The following is a 22,113-nucleotide window of genomic DNA, read 5'->3' as shown; positions in this document are numbered from 1 at the left end:
GTCAACAATTCAGACTTATTTGTCTAAGTTTTTTACGTTAAATGTAAATTGAGAACTGTACAGCTCAGCACGCAAGGAATACAAATTCCAAGGTTGGGTAATGTTTTTTCAGAAGTTCAATGGTTATTTCATATCGATATAGAAGGCCTTGCATCGCAAAGCCTTCTGTTCTAAGAGTGCGCTCAATTATTCCCCGAAATTTCTTCCGTCGCCTCCTGACGCAGTTTCTGGGCATCCATTCCGTTTAGCCGTTCAATGGCTCTGTCTGCGGCACTTTGACGGTTTCCATCCACGTTTAGCGTACTTCCTGAGCCAGTGAGTCTTTCCAGATCCAGTGACGGTACTTCGGGTAGGTTGCCCGTGATCGACAAAATACCTATCCATTCATCCAGATTGACTTGGCTCCAATCTACCTGGTTTAACTGACTCGCGGTCAAACCTTCGCAGTTTGGTGACTTTGCACTGCCCCAGCCAAGGCCCAACTGCGGACGAACTTGTTCTTGAATGATCCGTGAAAGCGGCGAAGTAAAGCAGCAATATGACTGCCGTTTCTCAACACAGGCACCTAAGAACTTAGACTTGCAGTAAGAGCCTACATAATGGCAACTCTTCAATACCCGCTTAGCGTTCATTTCAAACTCACTCTGCTCACATTTCCAGATAAGTTGAATGAGGATCATGGTGACTGAATAAATCATGTAGGCCGTCATAACCGTACTCAGAACCGCGCCCGCAGCGCCCCCCAGGGCAAAGTTACCGCCCGAAACAACACCATCGGCTCCAACCGCGCCACCAACGTTACTAAACAGTGCCGATTGCGCCCCCGAACCAAAGGTCGTACCTACCCATTCAGCCGTTTTGTTGGTCAACACCTGCATAAAGCCAGTCGCAGCTTGCTCCGCTCCCGCGCCAGCAGCCGTTGATGGTCCAGCCCCCATTAGAGAGTCCCATGCAGACACAAAGGGCTCTTTGACCGCACTCCAAGTGCTCGTGACTGGCTCTCTGAGCGTATTCCATGAACCATAGATTGCCGAAGACGGATTCATGGCCATGACTGCCGTATCAAGCTTGTTAACCGCCACTATCATCGTGATGTAATCCGATAACGACACGCCACTTGGCTTTTCACAGCAATCCACTATGCCGCCAACGGCTTTCTTGCACTGGCCAGCATTACCTTTGAAGACAGTACACTCGACGTTGTCTTGGCCATCAGCGCCCGTACATGACATATCATTGGTCATAAACTGCGCCGCATTAAGCATCGCTGCGGCTTCTGCAAAGTTAGCCTGCTTGATTGACTCTGGCTCTAAACAATCTGTGCCCATACAGCGAACTGGCCCCTCACAGTTGTATTGAGTTTCCATTCGAGCGTTTTGCACTTCAACGCTTTGTCCGCAGTCATACACCAAACTTTGGATATAGCAGAATCCTTCATGACCAGCCCCGCCTTCAGTGCATTCGGTTCTGACATACTGGCAGGCCGGGTTTTGCTCCAGCGCGGCACACGTATTGGTGGTCGTGTTTTGTCCGTTATTGACGATGGTTTGTGTATTACCATTGGCATCTACCCAGCTATCTGAGCTGCCCATGTTGAACTCTGGATGAGCAGTCGAAGCATTGTAGGTCGCTCTTGCCCTCCAGCATGAGAGCCCCAGTCCATCAGAGCTGCCACGACTGGTTAAATGAGCAGGAGACGAAACAACCGCCGGATAAAGGCTTCCAAGATTGGACAACTCGCCACTACCAACTGTTAACCCGTCGATTCGTTTTGTGCCCGTATCCAAACACTGCCACTGCACCGCAGTAAACTGATCCGTTTGCATCAAGCATTGGTCTATGCCCGGATCACTTGATTGATGAACAATGTCTTGCTCTAAGTATTTGCCAGAGAAGGTCAATGAAGCGCTCAGTTTCGCAGGAGCCAAACACTTCTGAACTTCTCGGCTGCAAGTATCGAAATCGACTTTATTCCAGCCGGATTCACATCTGGAACGAGTGACTTCCTGAGGTTCATGCCACGAAATAATCGACCCATTAACGACCTTACACAATGAACCAACCAAGGTTCCTTTTGGACAGGTCATTTCAGGGTACTTAATGGACGGTTTCGTCTCAGTCACCGTTTCCTTATTGCCCGTCAGAGAGAGTGTCGTTTTCCAACCATTTGCCTTAGATGGCGACTCGGTGATTTTTATCTCAGTATTTTGATTATCAAACGCTCTCAGCGTCGCGTTTCCAGTTTGCATAGTGCTGCTGTGCTGTGGAACAAAGCTGAGCGTTTCAGAGCTAAAGCAACCGCGCTCAATGGACCAGCTTTGTTGATGGGTTTCAGCCGATACACGTCGCTCTAACTGACACTGAGTAAGCGTGCTGATCTTCTCGCACACCTGGTAATCCGGTACATGCTTGGTTTCAGTAAATGGCGTAATCGTCTGAGTAGGCTCACAGGCCTCAAAACTACTCGGCATAAGATTGGATACCACACACTTTGGATCGCTGGTTTGCAATCCACAGTCATAGGTATCGGTAAAACGAATGCATTCACCTTTATCATTGGTCTCGGCACATTCTGACGACATGAAGCCACAGGAAGGATTCGCTTCAAGCACTTGGCAGGCCTGATTTTCAATCCCCTTATAGCTTTCGTCATCCACACTGACTTGTACACGCCGACACAAAGGCGATATGCCAGTCACAGGGCTTGGGGCAAAGTAGGATTCACAAACTGAAACACCATTGACCACCGTACATCCGTTGGTTGAAGAAGGCTGATCCGTGCATTGAATGCTGTAGTCTGAAAACTTTGTCGGAATATCCGCTGCTTGTTCGATACAGGATTGTGGTGACCAACTATCATTCATCACCACCTTGGTTGGATCAAAGCGCACCTTGATGCGTGCATAGCCCTCACCACTACCCGTAACCGATACGCGAATTTTTACCGGCACTTCTAAACCTGGTTCTACCGCTTTTAGCTTAGCAGTTAAGTCAGTATTAGGATTGCGCTCCCAACTGGTACTAAGCTCGCAGCGACCTGCCGTTTCTGGTGGAAAGTTATTGTTCGGCCCAGACCAGACTTTCTGATCGCCAAGCCACACTTGCATGTAGTCATCCCATTTGGCGTACTCAAGAACGGCTGAGGTAATCGCATCGGGGTTCACGACTTTGAGTGTGATGGCCTGTTCAAACACTTTACAACGGCCACTCCAGTAGTTGTCGCCAATTCGCCCTATCCAAACTTCAAGACATCCCTCACCACAAGAGCGAAGGTTCATTGGTCCTGAAACATGCTCAATAATGCCTGCCGTGTAATCGTGACTAATAGTGCAGCTGTTAACCGCTGTATTGAGCCTGTCACATTGCTGGTAATTTGGGCTGCCTTCACCTTGAGACTCACAGCCGGGGAAGCTTTGGGTTAATAGGTTGGGGTCAGTTTGAACCGCATCAGTTAATGCCCAAAGCGGATCATTGACCATATCTGGCCGAGACCTGTCTTTGATTTGCTGGAGCGAGCGAAACGCCTCACCCGTAGCGCCACTTTCGGATGCCATGCTCTCTTGGCGCTGCGTCCCCAATTGATTCATGCTGGCATCAGAACCATAAACGCCCGTTAAGACATCCAATGAACCCTGATCCATACCAGGGAAAAGCTCTTGCAAGTTAATCGTCTCATTTCCACTGCCATTCGGTACCGACAATGTATTGCCATTGAGTGCGGGCATCGTCCAGTTTTGCAGCAATTGCTTACCTTCTTGTTGTCCGCTTAAGCCGGATTGGCGCTGCACATCAGCGGCCACACCATGTAAGGGCAAGCACGCCATAGTGATAGATAAAATACCCGCTAACACTCGGGTAAAAAGTGTTGGTTTCATAGTTAACCTCCCGAGTTACAGCAGTCTTGCCAGCGCCACAAAATATAGAGCGCATCTTCACCGGCACCTGGGATTGTTCGCCACTCTCCCCATTTCATGGTGCTTTCACCGATGACATGCGCACTTTCAGTTTCTGGTACAGGGAAGAACATACTCATCTTGTATTGGGATTTCGGCAGCATGGGTTCGATAACAGGTCGGCATAGCGCACTGTTCCCCATTGTTCGCCTTGCAAGACCACGCCTGTGTTGAGCCGCGATTGCACGCGCCGCTAAATGGCTGGTGTTTTCTGCTAATGAGCCGAAGGCTAAGGTGTGGCCAGATAAGGGATAGAGATGGCCCCAACTGCCAGCACACCAAAACAACTGGTCGATGGGTTTACCAAGCGTTGATGAAGCAGCGTCAGCGGTACAAGCAGATATAGCCAATGGATTGGCAACGGCAGCCGCTTCAGGCTGAGTAAAAAAGGCCAGTTCATCGTTCAGCCACGTTGGGTCCAATTCCGACAAATACATCAAGTCAAAGTCCATGTAACCATCGGCATTGCAATTGCCATCCATGAACAAATCGAGCATGACCAAAAGCGGAAAGGCGTAATAATGGTAATGGTAGAAAGCGAGATCACCGGTGTCGTATTCACCCTCGCCATGACCACCTTGCAGTCGTCTATCACCTAACGGTAAACGAATCCCTCCCAGGGAAGGCGAACAACCCGGCGTTCTGACCAGTTCAATCAGACGCGCTGGCTCCCACATGCTGGTAACAATACCTGGCCTTGGCACACCTAAGTTGTCTTCACATAAGCAAAATGACTTGTTTGATGCGCCGCTTGGGACACTGCCAGAGCCAAGTGGAAGACCTGCAACCCGGATAGGAAAAATGCATGACCAGCAAACATCCGTCAGCAACTTGCCGGACAATAACCCCGCGTCTGGGCAGGTCAATTCGGCTTTTGCAGGAATAGATGCGCCCAGGACAAGCATGACAACGAGAGTCCGTATCAGACTATACGTATTATTGAGCTTTTTCATGAACAAGCTCCTTTACTGGAATTTCTTCTATTTCAAACGCGAGCCCCTTTGCTTGAACAAACGATGGGGTGACTTGCAAATCAAAGCGCTGCTTTAGCGAGGCATTGAGAAGATAAACCGGACTGTCCAATGTCTTTTCGAGCGCATTGAGGCGATTCCAGCCTTGTGCACGGTCGAGCTGCGTAATGATAAGCGTAATGCGGCGCTGCGTCCTATCTTGCGTCTCAAGCCAGTGCGCAACTGCGTCCACTTCTTCAGCGTCCGACGCATTAAACACCACGAGCTGCTGAGTAAATGGCAAGGCTTTGAGCGGGTTAATACGCGTTCCTGCTGGGATCAATGTTCGGCCATTGGCATCCAATAGTGGCCGCTGCATGACGATGGTTGGATCAACCGTTCTTATCCGATACTGCGTGGCTTTGGCTAAGTCAGTAAATGTTTGGCGAGACCAGAAGCGCTCAATGGCTTTTTTCTTTAACGCGCCCAGGTCAAGCGACTGTAAACGCTGCATCGCCACTTGCATCAAATCCGGTTCTAAAATCGAATGAATTGGACCGCGTTGACCCAATGAACCGGTATTGCCTGTTTCAATTTGACGCTGCAACCAGTCCTTGCTGTAAACCCCTAGTGCACTTGCAGTCACCTTGTCATCTTCTATGCGGAAAATGGCAGGCACGCTAGTCACCCGCCAGTGCACAAAGGCTTTCGGATCAATTCGAACCTGAGGAACAGGATCAAGCCCCGTCATCAGCATATGCCAATCACGGATAGCCGCCCCCAAGGTCTTTCCTTCAGGAATTCCCTGAAACAACACAATAGCGCCGGTCGCACTGGCCTCTTTAAATAGCTGCTTCAGTGAGGAATCCCCCAGTGAGGACGACGCAAATATCAACCATTCATCGCTGTGTTTGAGCGACACAGGTTGTTCAATCGGTGCAAAAGGCTCAATAAATTCAGATGAGCCATGCACAGCACTTTGTAAAATGCTGCGGCTCATTTCGACGATCTTTTTGTCTTCGTCAGACAACAGAAAAGGCTCTTGTGCCCAGGACACTTGAACCCAAGACAATGGAGCAACCAACAAGAATAAGAGACATAGTCTTGTCATCATCCACCTCCTACCAAAGCGGCCAAGCGCGACCAACAATCTGCTCGCGCTTAACGGCATTCCAATAGCGGGAGTCGAAACTCGTTGCAGCCTCGCCGGAAAACCAATATTCGTTTTCTTGCAGCGTCAATGAGCGGCTAAATTGTGATTCCGCTACACCAAGACGCTGGGCTAATGCCATGCCGGTAGAGACTTCAGCACCGTTCACCAGCACATGCTCAGGCGTCACCTTGACTTCATCCCCAGGCATCCCTGTTAGGCGTTTCAGCATCCGAGTACCGTCGTTATATAACGGAGCGAGTCCTTTTGAGTGGAAGGCATACAAACCATCCTTAACGGGCTCTTTATTCCATAGGTCAATCAGATACACCTTGGTATCAGGCAGGCAGCGCTCTTGCTGGGTATCAATACCTATTCGGTAGCGCATCATGGCGTAGGTGCCTACCAAGGCCATGATTAACGCAAGAACAGTCAACCGGATGAGGTATGGCCGCCAAGGCATTCTTTTACGGAGTATCTGCATGAGACACCTCCTTTGAGCCTACTGGCACAAATACGGAATCATCAGCACCCACCACCGCTTGGGCATCCAGCACGATAAAACCGGCTTTTTTTAACTTTTCAATTTGCTGATTGGTCTGAAGCAACCTGGACTCGATGTCTTGTTCGCTGGCATTGGGGCCCAGTGACAACACCGCCTCCCCAAAATCCACGACTGCAATGGGCGTACTTAACGCCAACTGGCTGTGGATGGGTTCGAGTGTTTTCATTAAAAGCCAGCTGGTCATTAAACCGCTACCAGCAATAGACAAAGTAATAGAGGCCATAAATGGCCAAAGCGTGGTCTTATTCATCAAAGCCTCGCTCCTTCAACAACTGAGAGATGGCATCAGCAACAGAAAGGCCTTTGCGCGTTAACTGTTTAATCGCGTTTACATCTTCTGCACGGGACGAGTACAACAGCTTGTGAAACGGATCGACGATGAGGCGGCCAATCCCGGTGCCCATCTCGGTAATAAAGAAAATTTCGGAATAGACACCCGTGACGGTATGAACCGTTTTCAGGTATTCATAACCGCCTTCACCTAGTGGCAAGCGGCCTTCTTTTTTGAGCGCGTTGATGGTTTCAGCTTTTTGGCCTAGCAGGTACATATTGGCTGAGTTTTCAGCGATGGCTTTACCTGTAGGGCTATCATACAAATCGTTGACCGATTGCGTTACCGTTACAGCACTGCCACCATATTTTCGAAATCGCCGGTAACCCGTCTCAATAAACTTACCGACATCACCTTGAGTCAGCAGATCCCAAGCTTCGTCAATGAACACAATCTTGCGACGATCCCGCTCACCTAAGTACATCTCTTGTTGGATTTGGTAGATAAGCTGAAGCAACACTACTTGTTGTAGATGCTTACGCCCCTTAAGCTCTTCTAACTCCAGAACGGTGAAACGGTTTTTGAAGCGAATATTGTTGTGGCCATTAAAGAATCGGCCATATTCGCCCTGTGTCGTAAACGGATAGAGCTGCTCACCCACGTCTTGCACACGTCGGTCTTCGTGATTTTTCAAGGCCTCTGCCACATCATCAACTAACATGGCACGACCTTTTTTCTCCCACAGTTCACGGGTCTGACGCTTTAGGTTGGCCATCTGAAAATCGGTTAATGACTGCGTGGGTGCGGCCATTGCGGCCAATAACCCAACCAACACATCCGCTTCTTCGTCATAGTCCTCAACGATTTCAAACGGATTTAAGCAAATGCCGCTGTCCCGCCCGAACTGTAAGAACTCACCGTCATAGACTTCACACAGCTTTTCATAAGAGCGGCCAACATCAATCACCCAGCATTGGCCGCCTTCTGATAAGTAGGAGGAGATAATTTCGTTCACCAGGAAAGACTTACCCGACCCTGATTGCGCCGCGATGCAACAGTTGTAATTACTGCCAGAGTCATAAAGGGACACGCTCATGATCTGGCCATTGCGGGAAACAAAGTTAATCACTGGCGTGCCCGTGCCTTTCCAATCCGCAAACAAAGGCAACAGAGGGATCACATGCCGTGTCGCCATGGTCTTGAATCGAAACAAGTCGTTCATCGCCTGGCGGTCAGCACCAAATGGCAGGGCATTCAGAAAAATGGGCAAACAGAAGTACTTGTCTTCCATCAGCTCAAATCCGAGTTCTTTGAAATAGGTTCGAGCATTTGAAACAGAGCTGATGGACGCCTCTTCCGTTGGTGAAAACAGCGTTAAGGTCATATTTGCCCGAATAGGACGATCACCTTCTTGCAAGGCTTCAAAAAGAACATCAAATCCCTTTTTCTTGGCTGCAAGCACCGGCACAAACTTGAGCATCGGGCCATAGGCCTGATTGACCGCCCATTGACGCTTCGTCTCTAAACGAGATCGCATCGCCTCAGCTGAGGGAAAGTGAATGGTGACATTTAGCAAAAAGCTGCCGCGTAAACCGCGACTGCCTGTCATCATATCGCCCGCAAAACTTGCGGCATGACCAAACCAGATCCGCTCAGGCAAGCGTTTAAACGATAAGGTTTTAACTCGGTAGTCGCCCAGCATCAGACCTTGGCTATCCACCTTGATAGCTCGGTCATAATCCAACACTTGCTCCCGAAGTGGTTTATCTGCCTCACTGCGGATTGGTGATGGATTACGCCAGGAAGCATCTTTTCCCCAGTTAAGCTGAGCACTTATTGCCGCGAGCCAGTTTCGGTCAGTCATCTCAGTAACGCGAAAACCAACCGTTGCCAGCGCTTGAGAGAAAGAAGCCCGAAGCGCGGATGCTCGACTCAACTCACGCTCCGTCGGTATAGGGCTTTCCAAAGGCAATTTGCAGGTGACGATCAGTTGAAAGTTGCGTACCTGAGTCTGGGTCGATTCTTCTATCGGTTGAACCGTGCCCCCATCGAGAAAATCCGCACGTTTGCGTATCGACGCCCTGAGTAATGGATCGGATTGACGATGCCGTAAGCCCATCATGCGCTGAAGGTCGGTTTGAATATCAGGGGATGCGTATAGGCCAAATTGCAGCAAAGTGTCTTTTGGCCAGTCGTTGTTGAGAAGAACATTAACCCTGTCTGCAACAGACTCATCACCACCCGGCAATGGGTCACATAGAAAACCAAAGCCAACACTCTGGTCTTCCATGAAAAACAGTTGCTCATCGTCTGAATAGGCCAATACTGGCAATAGCTCAGAAGCGCGTTGCCCTGAATACAGAGAGGCTTTCATTAACGCCCCTCCAACCAAGCAGAAAGATCATAAGGACGGCCTCGGCTGATGCGACCATCATTGGCGACGATGAAAGGCACACCTTGAATTCCCAGAATTTGAGCGGTCACCAAGGTACGCTGCATTGGCTCTAAGTTGCAGGCATCATCCTGTTCTAGGTTACCAATCCGGCCATTCAGCAATGCATCGGTGGCCGCTTTTTTGTCACGCGCACAGCCAAGCTGGCGAACCTGACGCTCTGAATCAGGACCAAGCACTGGCACAGGGAGAATTTGGAAGGTGTATTCTTTGGTTAACGGTAAGGCTTGTTTCAAAAGCTCATGGCAATGCGGGCATCGTGGATCAACAAAGACCACCACTTTCTTTTTGCCTTCACCCAGCGTCAGTGGATTCAAATCATCCATTTTTAAGCCAAGACGACTTAAGTCCAGCGTGTTCCCCGCTTCACGAATTTCTTCAAGGCTGGTAAGCGGCTTTTTGGACCAGGCATCATAGAGCGTGCCATCAATGACGAACCGGCCGCTGTCTGACATGAAAACAATACGGCCATTGCTTTCGACCGCTTTCATACCCGTGACAGGTAAAGAAACCATGCCGTCAATTTTGCCAACGGGCGACACTTCAGACACAGGTTCAGCTTGAACCAAAGGAGACAGCGCAAGCGCCAGAATAATTGGAGATAGTTTTCGCATGAGGAGTCCTCGTTAATGTAAATCGAGGCTCCAGTCTATGCAGTTGTCCTATGTGGACTCGGTTAGATAGATTGAAGAAATCAGCATCTAGCTGAGGGTAGTTTCGCTTGAAAATCAGTGAGACAAGGTGGAAATTAGATTACAATTTAACCATTAAATCTGATGGGTATTGACACAGATTATGCACCGCTGAATTTGTGGTACTTACAGTATGATTTATTGCCGATAAAACTGGCTCATTTCATGCTAATGAGAACCAAAGATAAGAGAATCAGGACAAAAAATTGGCTACGGATAATTTACTTAACATCGACGATGTTCCCATACCTTGCGGTCTGATCCGCGATGGTATTGTTTTCAAGAACAGTTTATTTGATAGCTTCCCTAAAGAAGCTCAAAGTCATTTCGAAGAATTGGCAAGTAATTTTCTTAAAAACAGCAAAATGCTCAGTAAGAATGTCGATTTCAAGAAAACAAATCTGCAAGGAAAAATCTATTTTAAGCGAATAAAAGATTCCTCTGATAGCAATACAGTCTTATTTTGTATTCATATTTTTGATACTCCTCAAGATGCCCCAATCGATAACATTGTCTTCGACCACAGTGGTGAAGCTATGGTACTGACGGATAAAGATGACGATATTGTCAAAGTCAACAGGGCGTTCAAAACTGTTTTTGGCTATGATGAGCCTGATATTTTAATGAAAAATCCATCTTTCCTTCGCGATGGTTTAAATCAGGTAGAGCTAATCAAAAAAGCTTTTTCTGAAATCGAAAGAAGTGGTCACTGGAGTGGCGAAATTGCTGTTCGAAAAGCATCCGGTGAGATTATTCATACTTGGCAATCAACATCTTCAATTGTAAAAAATGGCAAAATACAGGGCTTTATCACTATATTTTCTGACATTACCACTCATGTCAATGAAATTGAAAAGGTGCGCTTTCTAGCTTAGAACGACTATTTAACGGCATTACCGAATAGAATGCTTTTGGAAGATAGGTTTGAGCAATTAAAACGACACTTAAATCGCAACAAATCAAATCAAGAAAGTACTTTTAATATAGTTTTTATTGATTTAAATAACTTTAAGATTATAAACGATACTCATGGTCATGCTTTTGGTGATAAATCTCTGATATCGTTCGCTAAAGCATTGCATGAATCAATAAGGGAAGAAGATACCGCCTCCAGAATTAGTGGGGATGAATTTGTTTTACTACTGGAACAACAAGATCACCCTCTTGACGTTAGTTTGTTTTTTGAACGTTTAGATAAGAATGTGGCGCGTCAACTTAAGGAAAATAATTGTCCAATCAAACTAGAGTACAGTTTTGGATTAGCAACATACCCAACTGATGGCGAATCACTAAAATCTCTCTTACACGTAGCAGACAATCGTATGTATGATATGAAAAAGCAGCCGAAACAATAAGCTCGGCTGCTTGGCTTGGTTACTTAGCGTAAAATAATTAAAGGTAATGCCGTTTGCTCAATCATCTTGAGCGTATTACTACCCAAAAATACACTCGCTAATTTAGAGTGGGAAAAAGCGCCCATCACGAGCATATCAACACCACTGTTTTCTTTGTAATTCATTAAAGCGTCAAAGATCCGCCCTTCTAACAAACTAGCTTTCACTTCAAAGCCTTTATTCGTCAACAAATCTTTGGTTCGCTTGAATTTTTCCTCAACGTTCGGCGTGCTATTTTTTACAGTAACTAGATGACAGGTCAAACCATGTAGCAGACCACCGTCAATAATACGCTGCACGGCTTTATCTGCTGTTTCTCTACCATCATAGGCAAGCATAAAGCTTTTAGGCGTTTTAAATGTCCGATTAGCAATCAGTACTGGTGTGTGAACTTGGCGAATGATCTGCTCAATATGGGAGCCTAGTGTTTTGAAATCCCCATTATGTTGCTGACCAGACTTACCAATCACAATAAGTCTTGCATCATTTTCAAGATCACAAATAGCCTCAACAATACCACTGTGACGTTGCGTTTTTTCAATATCATTGCAACCGTTGTCAATCAACAATGCCTTGGAGTGAGCCAACATTTCCTTACCTAGCGATAAAGCAACCTTGCTGCGCTGTTCATCTAAGGCGGCCATTTCATTGAGAAGTGAAGAACGAGCCCCAAGGCCAATTGCTCCACTTAAATCCTCATTTGCTGTTGAGTGACTTTTTTCAATGGCATGTAGTAACAATATAGGTTTATTCAATTGCTTAGCTGACCAACACGCCGCAGAGCAGACGTTATCTGAAAGCGCTGAGCCATCAACACAAGTTATTATCTTATTCATTTATTTTCTCCTTAGTGGCCAGCCATCAATTTTTCAACTTCTTTTGGATCATTATGGACGCCAAATTTATCAACAATAGTTTCTGTCGCTTCGCTCATCCCAACAATGTCAACTGTTGCACCTTCCCGCCTAAACTTAATAACAACTTTGTCTAATGACGACACGGCGGTAATATCCCAAAAATGCGCATGAGTTAAGTCAATGGTTACCTTATCAACCGCTTCTTTAAAATCAAAAGAATCAATAAACTGTTCAGATGAGGCAAAGAAAACCTGACCAACTACACGATAAGTGCGTGAAGCCTCATCAGTTTGCGTCGCTTTGACGACCATAAAGCGACCAATTTTGTTCGCAAAGAACAACGTTGCCAATAACACACCAACGAAGACACCAATCGCTAAGTTATGTGTTGCTACTACAACAATCACGGTCGCGATCATAACGATATTGGTTGATAGTGGATGCTTTTTTAAATCTTTAATTGATGACCATGAGAAAGTCCCGATTGAAACCATAATCATCACAGCCACAAGTGCTGCCATAGGGATCTGCTTTAACCATTCGTCTAGGAATACAACCATGACAAGTAAGAATAGACCTGCGCTAAAAGTAGATAGTCGCCCACGACCACCAGATTTTACGTTAATAATGGACTGCCCTATCATGGCACAACCAGCCATCCCCCCTAGTAAACCAGAACCAATATTGGCAATACCTTGTCCTTTACATTCGCGGTTTCGATCACTTTTAGTGTCAGTTAAATCATCAACAATCGTGGCCGTCATCATTGACTCTAACAAACCTACAACGGCAAGCCCTAAAGAGTAAGGAAGGATAATCATCAACGTGTCGAAATTTAATGGTACATCAGGCCATAGAAAAATTGGGAGTGTGTCCGGTAATTCGCCCATGTCACCCACGGTACGAATATCCAGACCAATCATCATTGCAAATGCAGTGAGAGCAACGATACATACTAAAGGTGAAGGGAGGGCTTTGCCGATAACCGGGATATATGGGAATAAATAGATGACGCCTAAGCCTGCTGCTGTCATAGCATACACATGCCATGTGACATTGGTAAGCTCAGGCAATTGAGCCATAAATATCAAAATAGCAAGCGCATTCACAAACCCTGTCACGACAGATCTGGAAACAAAACGCATCAAACTCCCTAGTTTTAGATAGCCTGCGACTATTTGAATAACACCTGTGAGTAATGTTGCGGCAAGCAGATACTCAAGGCCATGCTCTTTCACTAACGTAACCATGAGTAATGCCATTGCGCCCGTTGCAGCGGAGATCATGCCAGGACGCCCCCCTACAAATGCTATAACAACGGCAATACAGAATGAGGCATACAGACCAACTTTAGGGTCCACTCCTGCAATAATCGAAAATGCAATCGCCTCAGGTATGAGCGCTAACGCAACAACAATACCGGCTAATAGGTCTCCTCTGATATTGGAGAACCATTCAAGTTTCATTTTTTCAAGCATAGATAACCTTATTGATAAATCAGCGACAACATAGGCATGCAAAATCAGGTCGCTCTATCGACTGAATTTACTATGATAATTGTCAGATTTTGAGTTTAAATTTTATTTTCGGCACGAGGCCTACCGACGAACGGCATAGGGAGTGTCACGTTGAGAGATGTGACTTTAAGGAGGAGTGAGCGCCTAAGGTGGCGTAATACGCAAAGTGTTTACCTTTATAACGGATAGAACTAAAGGTTGTAATTTTGACATAGTTTACTTATATTCTCAAGTTACTATAACCACTCTGTTGCCAGTACATGAGTACTGAGAGACAGGACTGTAAAAGTAAAGCGGCACTTTCATCAATCACCTAATAAGTGCTAGCAAACACAAGTAAGATTACAAAGACAACACTTTCAACACCTGTAAGCGCAGACAGCGCCACAGCTAGCCAACCGGTTTAGCCGAACCCAGTTTTTCACACTCTAAGTGTTAAAATTTATCACGCCGTAAACTAACCAGAGCCTTTTAATCGCTCACCTAGAAACCAAGTCAACAAATTTGACACTTTTTTAAGTCATTCTTGTAAACTTGTACAGAGACTTAAAACGAGTTGGCCGAAATACACATTTAGTTAACGATGATACTTTGCATAATGGTTGAACAACTACTTTTGGGGCCTCTGCCAAGCAATATACATCCAAGCTACGGTCATAATCCAATCAACTACAACTACTTTTCCCTATCACAGACCCCAAAAGATAACGTGTATCTGTTGACTATACACAAAAACTGTTTAAACTGTGTATTAATTAGATATACATAGGATGACCTCATGGCTACAAAGACAGCGCCAATCAACATGCGAGTACTGCCATCGGTAAGAGACATCATCGATGCCGCAGCAAGTTTAAAAAAAGTTGATAGAACCGTATTCATTCAGCAAGCCGCGCTCAATGAAGCGCATAACGTACTGGCCGAACAGCGGGATTTTGTTCTTGAAGCAAAGGCTTTTGAAGCGTTTGATAACGAACTTCGTGCTGAGCCTCAGACTCTTGAGGGCATGAAAGATCTGTTTAAAAGGAAAGCGCCTTGGGAATAAGTGCACCAACCCTACTCACTGATGAGCACGAGATTAACGCCTTTCAATGTGGCATCGAAGAACTCGATTCTTGGTTAAGAAAACAGGCGTTAAAGAGTCAAAAACGGGGAACCGCGAGAGTGTATGTGGTCAATGACACTGACGCCCATCAAGTGGCTGGGTACTATGCCATTGCCATGGGATCAGTTTCCAGAGAGCAAGCTTTCAGTTCATTAAGAAGAAATAGCCCAGATCCCATTCCCATGGTGATTCTAGCCAGGCTTGGTGTGGATAACGCCTATCAAGGTCAAGGCATTGCGGCAGGTCTTTTAAAAGATTGCATCATTCGCTCAGTACAAGCAATGAACGCTGTCGGTGGAGCAGGCATCTTAGTCCACGCGATTGATAGCAGTGCGCAAACGTTTTACAAGAAATTTGGCTTTAAAGAATCGACGTTTGATCCTTTAGTACTCATGGCAAGGATCTGCGATATCGAAAAATCATTGTCGATAGACTGAGATGACGGTTCCCCTTTCGCAAGAGAAGCCGTCAATATTATCAGGTGCCCAGTAAAACGGCGCTGATTGCTGGAACAGTTGTGCCAATGACTTCTTGAGTGCTAGCAACAACAGGTAAGGTTGCAGACATAACACTTTCAACGACGGTTGGCGTATTGTAGAGACCCATACCGCCACCAATGCCCAAGGCAAAAGCCATCAAGCTTTGGCGAGCGATACCGCCCACAATACCCACCAGAACCATGGCTCCCGCTACGATCCGTCCCAAAGTACCTTGGGTCCAATCTTTTAGGGTATCCCACACATCAGTGAAAGCATCACCACCGGTGCCCGCAAATGAGGGCTCCGAAATCATTAACGCCATTAAACCAAGCGCACCAATGGTCATGAGGCGCTGAGTTTGAATGGTGCGAACTGCATTTGTCATTCGTTAGTTTCTCCGTAGATACTCAAGTTATCGCGCTTACCATCTGCTCCCGCTGAGGCTGAATCGCTTTGAGTCTGAAGTGGACGTAGCACTGGCGAAACCGTTCGAGGTGCTGACACCCCAATATCCCACCGGCGCGGTTCAATTTCGGTAAACACGTAGCTGGATAAATTCAGATCTCCACGGTCATCCTCCCAAGGCGCAATCCAAATCCGCATCACCCTTGAAGGAATGCGAATAGGTGCAGATTGCTGCGTCTCAGGTAATGCTGGATGGCTCAGCAGCCCTGTCTCTAAATCAGATTGTGAATACCCAGAGGGAGAACCAATTCGAGTCGCCACAGCATCAATCGTCTTGGGTGCAGCCCCATTACTGGTAAGCTCATAGACTTCACGAGCGGATAAACAGCGCACACCGTCAGGCATACCTGGGCATCCATATTCACTACTCCCAAGACCCAATGAACTACAGCCAGACAATAAGGTTGAGCCGACTGCCAATAAAAGTAATCCAGCTTTAGACCACTGTTTTGACTGGTGCTTTGGGTTGTTCTGCATTGATGTCGTCATGGTTAACTCTCCTCTGGATACACATCTTATTGTCTGAAACGGACTTCGATCGGTTAGCAACATGCAGGATTTTTTCATCTTCTTGCACCTCCCCCTTGCGAAGCGGCCAACGACAACGAGGCACCACGAGTGACTATGACTTCAATTTTCCTTGCAGCGTCTACCTCTATGACTGGGAACATATTTTCAGCCATGTCCAAATAGAACTTGGCCACTCGATCCAATGCTTTACCTGTGCCTTTAATCGCAGCGCCTTGTAATGCTTCTTGGCTCATGACTTGCTGGAACAGCTGAGTATCACCGGCATTACCTGTCTGAATCGTTGGTACAGGATTCACATCAAATGCGCCAGCCAAGCCCTGAAGGAATCCGGCCATCATCGATTTGGCCACCAGCTGGCCTTGTTTCGACACTAATCGGCCACGAATACCGGCTTTGCCATCTTCACCCACGGCATAAGAATCCAGTCGTGTTTCAATTACGCCACCATCTTCTCTCACACATGAAATGGTCTCGCCTCGCAAATAAGCACGCTCAGAGCTCAAATCACCGTAACCTGCGGCGATCAAGAAACACTCTTTGATATCCGCTCTAAATCGGTTGGGTAAAATGGCTTCCTTTTGAATCCTCAGCAATGCTGGAAAAGGTTCGCGTCTTGCGGACTCATGAGTAGGAGCATCCAAACCTGTGATCAAAGTACCTGAGATGATGCTGCCCGCCGGTAGGTACAAAGGCGGCGCTTCTTGCACAACAACCTCTGGTTCAGTAACCACTTCAGGCTCAATCATACGAATCGTGATTGGCAGCAATGGAACATCCCGAGCTCGTGTACATTGGCTATTGGCTGGCTGCTGATAGAGCGGAGCAGGCAGCGGCGCATTGGCAAAATAGTCGTCTGGGTTAGACGGCAGTGGCTTTTCGTCTTTAGGCAATTCCATGGCAGATAAAGGCACTTCAAAACGGCTATTTGTGCCTTCAACTGCTGCATCACCTCCTGCGCGAACATCATCAAGTTCCGCTCTAAGGCGGGCCAGCTCCGCATTGACCTCACTTGGTATAGAAGGTGAACCTGGGCTTAGCCGTCCTGAATCGACGTCACGACGCAAGCGCTCAACTTCACGACGTAACTGTTCATTGCGCTCACTAAGTAGTTTTACGTTCGCAGCCAAACTATCGATCCCAACATCACGAGTATTGGTATCCGTAAGAATGTGCCGGATCGTTTCCTGCCGGTTCCGACTGCTTGAGCCATCGTCAGGATTAGGTGAAAACACCATCACCATAAGGATGAGACCACCAGCAATACCAGCAACCGATAGACCCCGCTTCATGTTCGGGCTCATTTGTTCCCATTGTGCTTTCATCGTTACTTACCTCCCACAAGAAGCGAAGGTCGCTGACTTTCCACCGGTTCTTCACGATGATTGCGAACAACCACATACAACTCAGTCTTTTCACCCGGCAACAAGATATTGCGAGGCCAGTAGGCGCTTGCCACTATATCTGGTGCATGACAGGCTATTTCACTGGCTTCTATCGGCTCATCGGCAAAGCTTTCAACCAGTCCTACATAGACTGTGAAGTAATGTCCCGTCACAATTTGCCCCTGCTTAAAGCCAAACTTTAAGCCCGGCTGAAAACATTTCGGGCTTGTGTCAGTTTGGCCAGCTAAACGGATGTCATAGCCTTGTGGTAACTCATTTAGTGCAAGGCGTCTGAGTAAATCACGTAAGCTATCGACGTATGGCTGAGCCGTTTCCCAAGTGGCGGCTTTTCGGTTCACGACGCCCTTAATAGGCCACTGCTGACCATCAATAGCTAAGGTGATTTCACGCGGTGGAATACGACGAGGTACTAAGGTGACAGATAACGCGGGCGCTTCCTGACCAGGCGGAGTGATGTAAAGTGAAACCGGTGATTCTTTGTCCGTGGCCACATATACAACATTCCCCTTGATTTGCGTCTGAGCATCACTGGTTGTTCTCACCTGAGGCGATTCAAACGGCGTCACAATTCGATTCAGATGGCCAAGTGCTACAGGGATCAGTTCATTAATCCCCGGCGTCATCAGCAGCGTTGTTGGCACATCCGTTGAAGCCGTATTGGTTTGAGTCGGTGGATTTGCAGTAGCAGACTGCTTCATTACACTGGCTGGCACAATCGGCAATTCCACGTCTGCATACGACGCTTGAGATAATAGGACGCCACTTAAGCTCATTACGATTAAGCTTGGTGTTATCCATCGACTAATTTTGGTTCGCATCATTCACCCTCCGGTTTTGCTCTTGAGTCAACTTTTCACGAACGCGCTTCGTTCTAGCTTGCCCCTCATACGTATCCATCCAACTGAGCTTTGGACGGTATTGCTCAATATCGATGTCAAACTCATAGGTGCGAGTTTGGCGCTGTTCATCTCCAGATGGCCCAGAAACCAAGGAATAACCGGTCACAAAGACATGGCCGGTTTCATACTCATACTCCACTTGTCTGGGTTGGAATTTGAGCGTGACTCGGTCTTCACGGATCTGTCTTGCCTGAATCTCCAGTGCATCGACCACTTGCTGGTACACCGCTGGAGAAAGTAGCGGCTCAATGGCAACCCGGATGAAAGACACATTACCCGGCGTCACGTTGCCCATAAGCTCAGCCAGGTAGAGTCCCCAGGATTCAAGGTAAGGTTGAGTGGCTTGGTTTCGTGACACTTCAGCCGTTTCAGACAAGGTTGGTGGTTGAATAGCTACCACGGTATTGCGAGAAAATGCCGCTATCGCAAGCAGCAAGTTAGATAGCACCAGCACCGCAATCAGGAACCGCTGCCATCGGTTCTCTAATTGCGTGCCTTGCCATGATTTTAAAAACACGTCGAACTTCACGGCAGATAGCTCCTGATAAATGGGTTAGGGATCGTCTTGGCTTTGGTTGGCAACAGCCCAGCCCAGTAGATGGCGTGAAGAATAAAACCATCTGGGCGACCATCACGAAAACGCCGATAGAGCTTGGTTGTCACCAACCCCAACAGGCATAAAACCAAGGCATTACCGGTAAAAATGCCGATCACTAGCCCCAACAGAATGGGAGCCATTTCATCGGCACTCCAAAGCAGGAAGTGCGGCGGGTCATCGATATAGGACGGAATACTCACAGGTTCCATAGTCACTCCTCGTTGTTTGTATTGAGAAGTGAAGGATGCCTTGAGATTGACAGGTTCAGTGGTCAGCTAGATGCCGAATTCTTGAAGGTTTTGAGGTGGCTTAGTGATTCTGTACTTACAATCAGATTGATATCGCAACCTTAAGGGTTACAATTAGTGCACGATAATTGGCTCTCAATCTTCGTGTTTTTAACACAAGTGCGCGAGCTTATAACGAGTACTCCTCCCCCCGGCTTCACTTTTTACCAAGCAACCAAGCTCGACCAAAGCCGCTAAATGACGAGAAGCGGTTGGCTTACTCACTTTCGCCACTTTATGATATTGCGACGTATTAATGCCTTGGTCAAAATCTCCATCAAGCATTCGATTGAGCACTTTTACTTGTTCCGAGGACAGTCGCGTTTGATCGACATTTCGCCAGAAGTTTGTTTTAAAAACCGTTTGGTCGATTTCTTCAAGCACATTGGTGAATGTTTCACCTAAGGTGTTTAAAAACCACATAAGCCAAGCGGTAATATCAAGTTCACCTTTCTGGGATTGCTCTAATATTTCGTAGTAGCTTTTACGGTTGGCTAAAATCGCCACTGACATTGCATAGAAACGGACAGATTGACGCTCAGCCTGGGCCAGCGCCAAATCAGTGAGTAAGCGGGTGATCCTGCCATTGCCGTCATCCAAAGGGTGGAGCGTCACGAACCAAAAGTGCGTTATCGCAGCCCTAAGCAAAGGGTCTAAAGCGGGGTCCTCACGAGAGTCATTAAACCAGCGGATAAACACGTCTAGTTCTGACTCAAGCACATCTCGGCTCGGTGCTTCAAAATGCACCTTGGGTTTATCTATTCTTCCCGACACAACCTGCATTGGCTCGTCCCCGCGCAACTGCCCTCCTATAACAGGATTGAACAAGGTGTAACCCTCAGGAAACAGTCGTTTATGCCACTGCAATATTCTTTCAAGTGAGAGCAGCGAGTCTAAATTCTCCACCGCATCTAACATTATTTCTGCTAAGCCATCAGTGCGTTCAGTAGTTGGAAATGGTTTTTCTTCAGAAAGACCAAGCTTATTGGCCAAGGACGAGCGAACAGAAAAAGCATTGAGCTTCTCACCTTCAATGGCACTCGAATGAATAATGTTCGCCAATAGCGTGTCTAACATACTTTGCCTTTGGTCTTTAGGTTGGCTCGACATCTTGCCCAACAACATTCCTTGGTGAAAGCGAATGTCGCGTAACTTGGGTTCAATGACTTTTTCATCCCAGATAAAGTTCGGCCAGTCAGCTTGTTGCCAGATCCACATCTTGTCGCCTTTTTGATTTAAACAACAGTCTATTCAAATCATAGCATGATTCGAATCAAACCCACAATCGAATCAAATGATGATAGGAATAAGCCAGATATTCATATCATCCTGTCTTGGTGGCCATTAACCGAGGCCTCAAATCTTCTTCTGCAAGTGACTTAACGCCAACCCCGCCATCAATGCCAAGCCGATGATCAGCGACGGTAACACCACCGGTGGAATAGCCAGCGGGGCGAACAATCCCATAAACAGCAAAATAACGCCTGAGCCCAGGATAATCATGCTGTAGCGGTGAATGATAGGGCTCGAAAAATCAAAGGTTGTCTTCTTAATCTTCCAGGTCATCAATCCGTCCCACAGCGCCGGTAACATGAGAATAAGCGCAAAGGGCAACCAGACCATCAGCAAAGCAAATCGAGTGAACACTTGGTACAACACATCAAAAAATGCCTGAATACGGTCTTCTACCCAGACAAACCAAAAGCCTCCCATGTTCTCCATCCCTTTAGAGCGCAGTCGCTGCTCTTCAGTGGGGATTAGAAAATCACGCACAGATTGCTCCATCTGCGTATCCACAACCCATGATTGATACCAGCGATGGCTAGTTTGACCAATCCAATAGCTTGTTTGTGCGCCCAATTGGTTTTGGATCATCAGCTTCTCTTTACTGATGACCCGGCCAGTCCAATCACCGGGCACTAACACGCCAATAGCAATAATCTCCAGCATCAGTGCCAGACACAGTAGCCAAACCGACTTATGCTTGCTCATGCCAAACATCCTCTTCAACTCGCGCCAGCATGGCTGCAACGGTTGGCGTCATAATCCGGGCTTTAATCACTTGTTGAAGCCGCTTTGTCGTCGTATGACCGCTGACATAACGCACATCGATGCGTCCTTCAGCCAAATACGCCATCCGATTTGGACGATTACGAATCCAGGAGTAGAAATACACACCATCTACGGCAGCCCACTCGAAATGGTCAGGATCACGCAGGCGAATCCCCGTTAAAGCACTGGCGGCAGTCCAGGTAAGTGCCTCAATGAAATGCCACAGTCGTACACTGTCATCATCACAACTGACTTCTTCATAACTACCCAAGCCATTGCACAGACACAAATCAAAGATGGAATGGCCATCTAAAGTGAGCGCATCCGTTAAATAGTCCGCCAAACAGTGCACTGAAGCCAAAGCATGAGGCCAGTCGGTTTCAAGCAGTCTTAAGGCTTCCTTGAATTGAGGGTTATGTTGCTGCCACTGAGCGAGCATTTCTTTACTGGTAAGTGTTGTCATTTTCAGACAGACAGAATGATGCATACAGAC

At 47.1% G+C, this 22,113-nt stretch carries 21 protein-coding genes and 1 pseudogene; 4 read left to right on the top strand and 18 right to left on the bottom strand.

Annotation, left to right across the window (positions count from 1 at the left end):
• Positions 1-182: 182 nt before the first annotated feature.
• From traN to ACWAU4_RS06075, 7 genes are read right to left on the bottom strand one after another with little or no spacing between them, the layout of a single operon-like run.
• Positions 183-3,875: a conjugal transfer protein TraN gene (gene traN, locus ACWAU4_RS06105; protein ID WP_454290494.1), complete on the bottom strand. Its 3,693-nt coding sequence runs from the start codon at positions 3,873-3,875 to the stop codon at positions 183-185.
• Between the two features lie 2 nt (positions 3,876-3,877).
• Entirely contained in the window at positions 3,878-4,906 is a 1,029-nt protein-coding gene (locus tag ACWAU4_RS06100) for a TraU family protein (protein ID WP_161545421.1), read from the bottom strand.
• Positions 4,890-6,017: a TrbC family F-type conjugative pilus assembly protein gene (locus ACWAU4_RS06095; protein WP_454290493.1), complete on the bottom strand. Its 1,128-nt coding sequence runs from the start codon at positions 6,015-6,017 to the stop codon at positions 4,890-4,892. Before ACWAU4_RS06095 ends, ACWAU4_RS06100 begins: the two co-directional genes overlap by 17 nt.
• Before the next feature lie 7 nt (positions 6,018-6,024).
• The gene (locus tag ACWAU4_RS06090) at positions 6,025-6,537 is read right to left on the bottom strand and encodes a S26 family signal peptidase (RefSeq protein WP_318081429.1); all 513 of its coding nucleotides are present in this window, start codon (positions 6,535-6,537) and stop codon (positions 6,025-6,027) included.
• Positions 6,521-6,868 carry a plasmid-related protein gene (locus tag ACWAU4_RS06085; protein ID WP_071701358.1) on the bottom strand — a complete coding sequence of 116 codons (348 nt, stop codon included), beginning with the start codon at positions 6,866-6,868 and terminating at the stop codon, positions 6,521-6,523. Before ACWAU4_RS06085 ends, ACWAU4_RS06090 begins: the two co-directional genes overlap by 17 nt.
• Positions 6,861-9,263 (bottom strand): type IV secretion system protein TraC, encoded by a 2,403-nt coding sequence (gene traC, locus ACWAU4_RS06080; RefSeq protein ID WP_222768750.1) that lies wholly within the window; start codon positions 9,261-9,263, stop codon positions 6,861-6,863. The genes ACWAU4_RS06085 and traC overlap by 8 nt, the downstream gene beginning before the upstream one ends.
• Positions 9,263-9,955 (bottom strand): DsbC family protein, encoded by a 693-nt coding sequence (locus ACWAU4_RS06075; protein WP_001228924.1) that lies wholly within the window; start codon positions 9,953-9,955, stop codon positions 9,263-9,265. Before ACWAU4_RS06075 ends, traC begins: the two co-directional genes overlap by 1 nt.
• 284 nt (positions 9,956-10,239) lie before the next feature.
• On the opposite strand from ACWAU4_RS06075, the gene ACWAU4_RS06070 reads away from it, so the two are divergent.
• Positions 10,240-10,908, top strand: a complete 669-nt coding sequence (locus ACWAU4_RS06070) for a PAS domain-containing protein (protein WP_111804994.1) — start codon at positions 10,240-10,242, stop codon at positions 10,906-10,908.
• Positions 10,909-10,923: 15 nt separating this feature from the next.
• Positions 10,924-11,388: pseudogene (locus tag ACWAU4_RS06065) on the top strand (GGDEF domain-containing protein); the annotation flags it as partial.
• A 23-nt stretch (positions 11,389-11,411) separates the two neighbouring features.
• On the opposite strand, the gene ACWAU4_RS06060 reads toward ACWAU4_RS06065, so the two are convergent.
• Together ACWAU4_RS06060 and ACWAU4_RS06055 are read right to left on the bottom strand one after the other, a co-directional pair.
• Entirely contained in the window at positions 11,412-12,263 is an 852-nt protein-coding gene (locus tag ACWAU4_RS06060) for a universal stress protein (RefSeq protein WP_454290492.1), read from the bottom strand.
• An 11-nt stretch (positions 12,264-12,274) separates the two neighbouring features.
• A complete protein-coding gene (locus ACWAU4_RS06055; RefSeq protein WP_454290491.1) occupies positions 12,275-13,762 on the bottom strand; it encodes a SulP family inorganic anion transporter in 1,488 nt (495 codons plus the stop codon).
• An 817-nt stretch (positions 13,763-14,579) separates the two neighbouring features.
• Between ACWAU4_RS06055 and ACWAU4_RS06050 the strand changes: the two genes are divergently transcribed.
• Together ACWAU4_RS06050 and ACWAU4_RS06045 are read left to right on the top strand one after the other, a co-directional pair.
• The gene (locus tag ACWAU4_RS06050; RefSeq protein WP_001963895.1) at positions 14,580-14,846 is read left to right on the top strand and encodes a type II toxin-antitoxin system TacA family antitoxin; all 267 of its coding nucleotides are present in this window, start codon (positions 14,580-14,582) and stop codon (positions 14,844-14,846) included.
• Complete coding sequence (locus ACWAU4_RS06045) at positions 14,837-15,343, top strand: GNAT family N-acetyltransferase (RefSeq protein WP_454290490.1); 507 nt, start codon at positions 14,837-14,839, stop codon at positions 15,341-15,343. Before ACWAU4_RS06050 ends, ACWAU4_RS06045 begins: the two co-directional genes overlap by 10 nt.
• A gap of 40 nt (positions 15,344-15,383) precedes the next feature.
• Here ACWAU4_RS06045 and traA read toward each other — a convergent pair whose 3' ends face one another.
• The 9 genes from traA to ACWAU4_RS06000 form a co-directional block, all read right to left on the bottom strand.
• Positions 15,384-15,770 (bottom strand): TraA family conjugative transfer protein, encoded by a 387-nt coding sequence (traA, locus tag ACWAU4_RS06040; protein WP_000180225.1) that lies wholly within the window; start codon positions 15,768-15,770, stop codon positions 15,384-15,386.
• Positions 15,767-16,339, bottom strand: coding sequence for a type IV conjugative transfer system lipoprotein TraV (traV, locus tag ACWAU4_RS06035; protein WP_001944091.1), 573 nt, complete (start codon positions 16,337-16,339; stop codon positions 15,767-15,769). The genes traA and traV overlap by 4 nt, the downstream gene beginning before the upstream one ends.
• 74 nt (positions 16,340-16,413) lie before the next feature.
• On the bottom strand, positions 16,414-17,703 hold the full coding sequence (locus tag ACWAU4_RS06030; RefSeq protein ID WP_454290489.1) for a TraB/VirB10 family protein: 1,290 nt from the start codon (positions 17,701-17,703) through the stop codon (positions 16,414-16,416).
• A gap of 2 nt (positions 17,704-17,705) precedes the next feature.
• Positions 17,706-18,602, bottom strand: coding sequence for a TraK domain-containing protein (locus tag ACWAU4_RS06025; RefSeq protein ID WP_032481087.1), 897 nt, complete (start codon positions 18,600-18,602; stop codon positions 17,706-17,708).
• Entirely contained in the window at positions 18,586-19,212 is a 627-nt protein-coding gene (locus ACWAU4_RS06020; protein ID WP_025441422.1) for a TraE/TraK family type IV conjugative transfer system protein, read from the bottom strand. The genes ACWAU4_RS06025 and ACWAU4_RS06020 overlap by 17 nt, the downstream gene beginning before the upstream one ends.
• Positions 19,209-19,490, bottom strand: coding sequence for a type IV conjugative transfer system protein TraL (gene traL, locus ACWAU4_RS06015; RefSeq protein WP_000433891.1), 282 nt, complete (start codon positions 19,488-19,490; stop codon positions 19,209-19,211). The genes ACWAU4_RS06020 and traL overlap by 4 nt, the downstream gene beginning before the upstream one ends.
• Positions 19,491-19,679: 189 nt before the next feature.
• On the bottom strand, positions 19,680-20,786 hold the full coding sequence (locus tag ACWAU4_RS06010; protein WP_233926412.1) for a Fic family protein: 1,107 nt from the start codon (positions 20,784-20,786) through the stop codon (positions 19,680-19,682).
• Positions 20,787-20,924: 138 nt separating this feature from the next.
• A complete protein-coding gene (locus ACWAU4_RS06005; protein WP_208150274.1) occupies positions 20,925-21,560 on the bottom strand; it encodes a DUF4400 domain-containing protein in 636 nt (211 codons plus the stop codon).
• Positions 21,547-22,107 carry a conjugative transfer protein gene (locus ACWAU4_RS06000; RefSeq protein WP_145573973.1) on the bottom strand — a complete coding sequence of 187 codons (561 nt, stop codon included), beginning with the start codon at positions 22,105-22,107 and terminating at the stop codon, positions 21,547-21,549. Before ACWAU4_RS06000 ends, ACWAU4_RS06005 begins: the two co-directional genes overlap by 14 nt.
• Positions 22,108-22,113 lie beyond the last annotated feature (6 nt).

The sequence above is a fragment of the Shewanella sp. FeAMO genome (assembly GCF_053653955.1).
This window is presented reverse-complemented; position numbering and strand designations above follow the sequence as displayed.

Bases quoted from the DNA above. Each gene is read 5' to 3' on its own strand.
- ACWAU4_RS06095 (WP_454290493.1), bottom strand. From the start codon at position 6,017: ATGATGACAAGACTATGTCTCTTATTCTTGTTGGTTGCTCCATTGTCT.
- traV (WP_001944091.1), bottom strand. From the start codon at position 16,339: ATGACGACATCAATGCAGAACAACCCAAAGCACCAGTCAAAACAGTGG.
- traA (WP_000180225.1), bottom strand. From the start codon at position 15,770: ATGACAAATGCAGTTCGCACCATTCAAACTCAGCGCCTCATGACCATT.
- traC (WP_222768750.1), bottom strand. From the start codon at position 9,263: ATGAAAGCCTCTCTGTATTCAGGGCAACGCGCTTCTGAGCTATTGCCA.
- ACWAU4_RS06055 (WP_454290491.1), bottom strand. From the start codon at position 13,762: ATGCTTGAAAAAATGAAACTTGAATGGTTCTCCAATATCAGAGGAGAC.
- traL (WP_000433891.1), bottom strand. From the start codon at position 19,490: ATGGAACCTGTGAGTATTCCGTCCTATATCGATGACCCGCCGCACTTC.
- traN (WP_454290494.1), bottom strand. From the start codon at position 3,875: ATGAAACCAACACTTTTTACCCGAGTGTTAGCGGGTATTTTATCTATC.
- ACWAU4_RS06030 (WP_454290489.1), bottom strand. From the start codon at position 17,703: ATGAAAGCACAATGGGAACAAATGAGCCCGAACATGAAGCGGGGTCTA.
- ACWAU4_RS06005 (WP_208150274.1), bottom strand. From the start codon at position 21,560: ATGAGCAAGCATAAGTCGGTTTGGCTACTGTGTCTGGCACTGATGCTG.
- ACWAU4_RS06010 (WP_233926412.1), bottom strand. From the start codon at position 20,786: ATGTGGATCTGGCAACAAGCTGACTGGCCGAACTTTATCTGGGATGAA.
- ACWAU4_RS06085 (WP_071701358.1), bottom strand. From the start codon at position 6,868: ATGAATAAGACCACGCTTTGGCCATTTATGGCCTCTATTACTTTGTCT.
- ACWAU4_RS06050 (WP_001963895.1), top strand. From the start codon at position 14,580: ATGGCTACAAAGACAGCGCCAATCAACATGCGAGTACTGCCATCGGTA.
- ACWAU4_RS06025 (WP_032481087.1), bottom strand. From the start codon at position 18,602: ATGCGAACCAAAATTAGTCGATGGATAACACCAAGCTTAATCGTAATG.
- ACWAU4_RS06075 (WP_001228924.1), bottom strand. From the start codon at position 9,955: ATGCGAAAACTATCTCCAATTATTCTGGCGCTTGCGCTGTCTCCTTTG.
- ACWAU4_RS06060 (WP_454290492.1), bottom strand. From the start codon at position 12,263: ATGAATAAGATAATAACTTGTGTTGATGGCTCAGCGCTTTCAGATAAC.
- ACWAU4_RS06100 (WP_161545421.1), bottom strand. From the start codon at position 4,906: ATGAAAAAGCTCAATAATACGTATAGTCTGATACGGACTCTCGTTGTC.
- ACWAU4_RS06090 (WP_318081429.1), bottom strand. From the start codon at position 6,537: ATGCAGATACTCCGTAAAAGAATGCCTTGGCGGCCATACCTCATCCGG.
- ACWAU4_RS06000 (WP_145573973.1), bottom strand. From the start codon at position 22,107: ATGCATCATTCTGTCTGTCTGAAAATGACAACACTTACCAGTAAAGAA.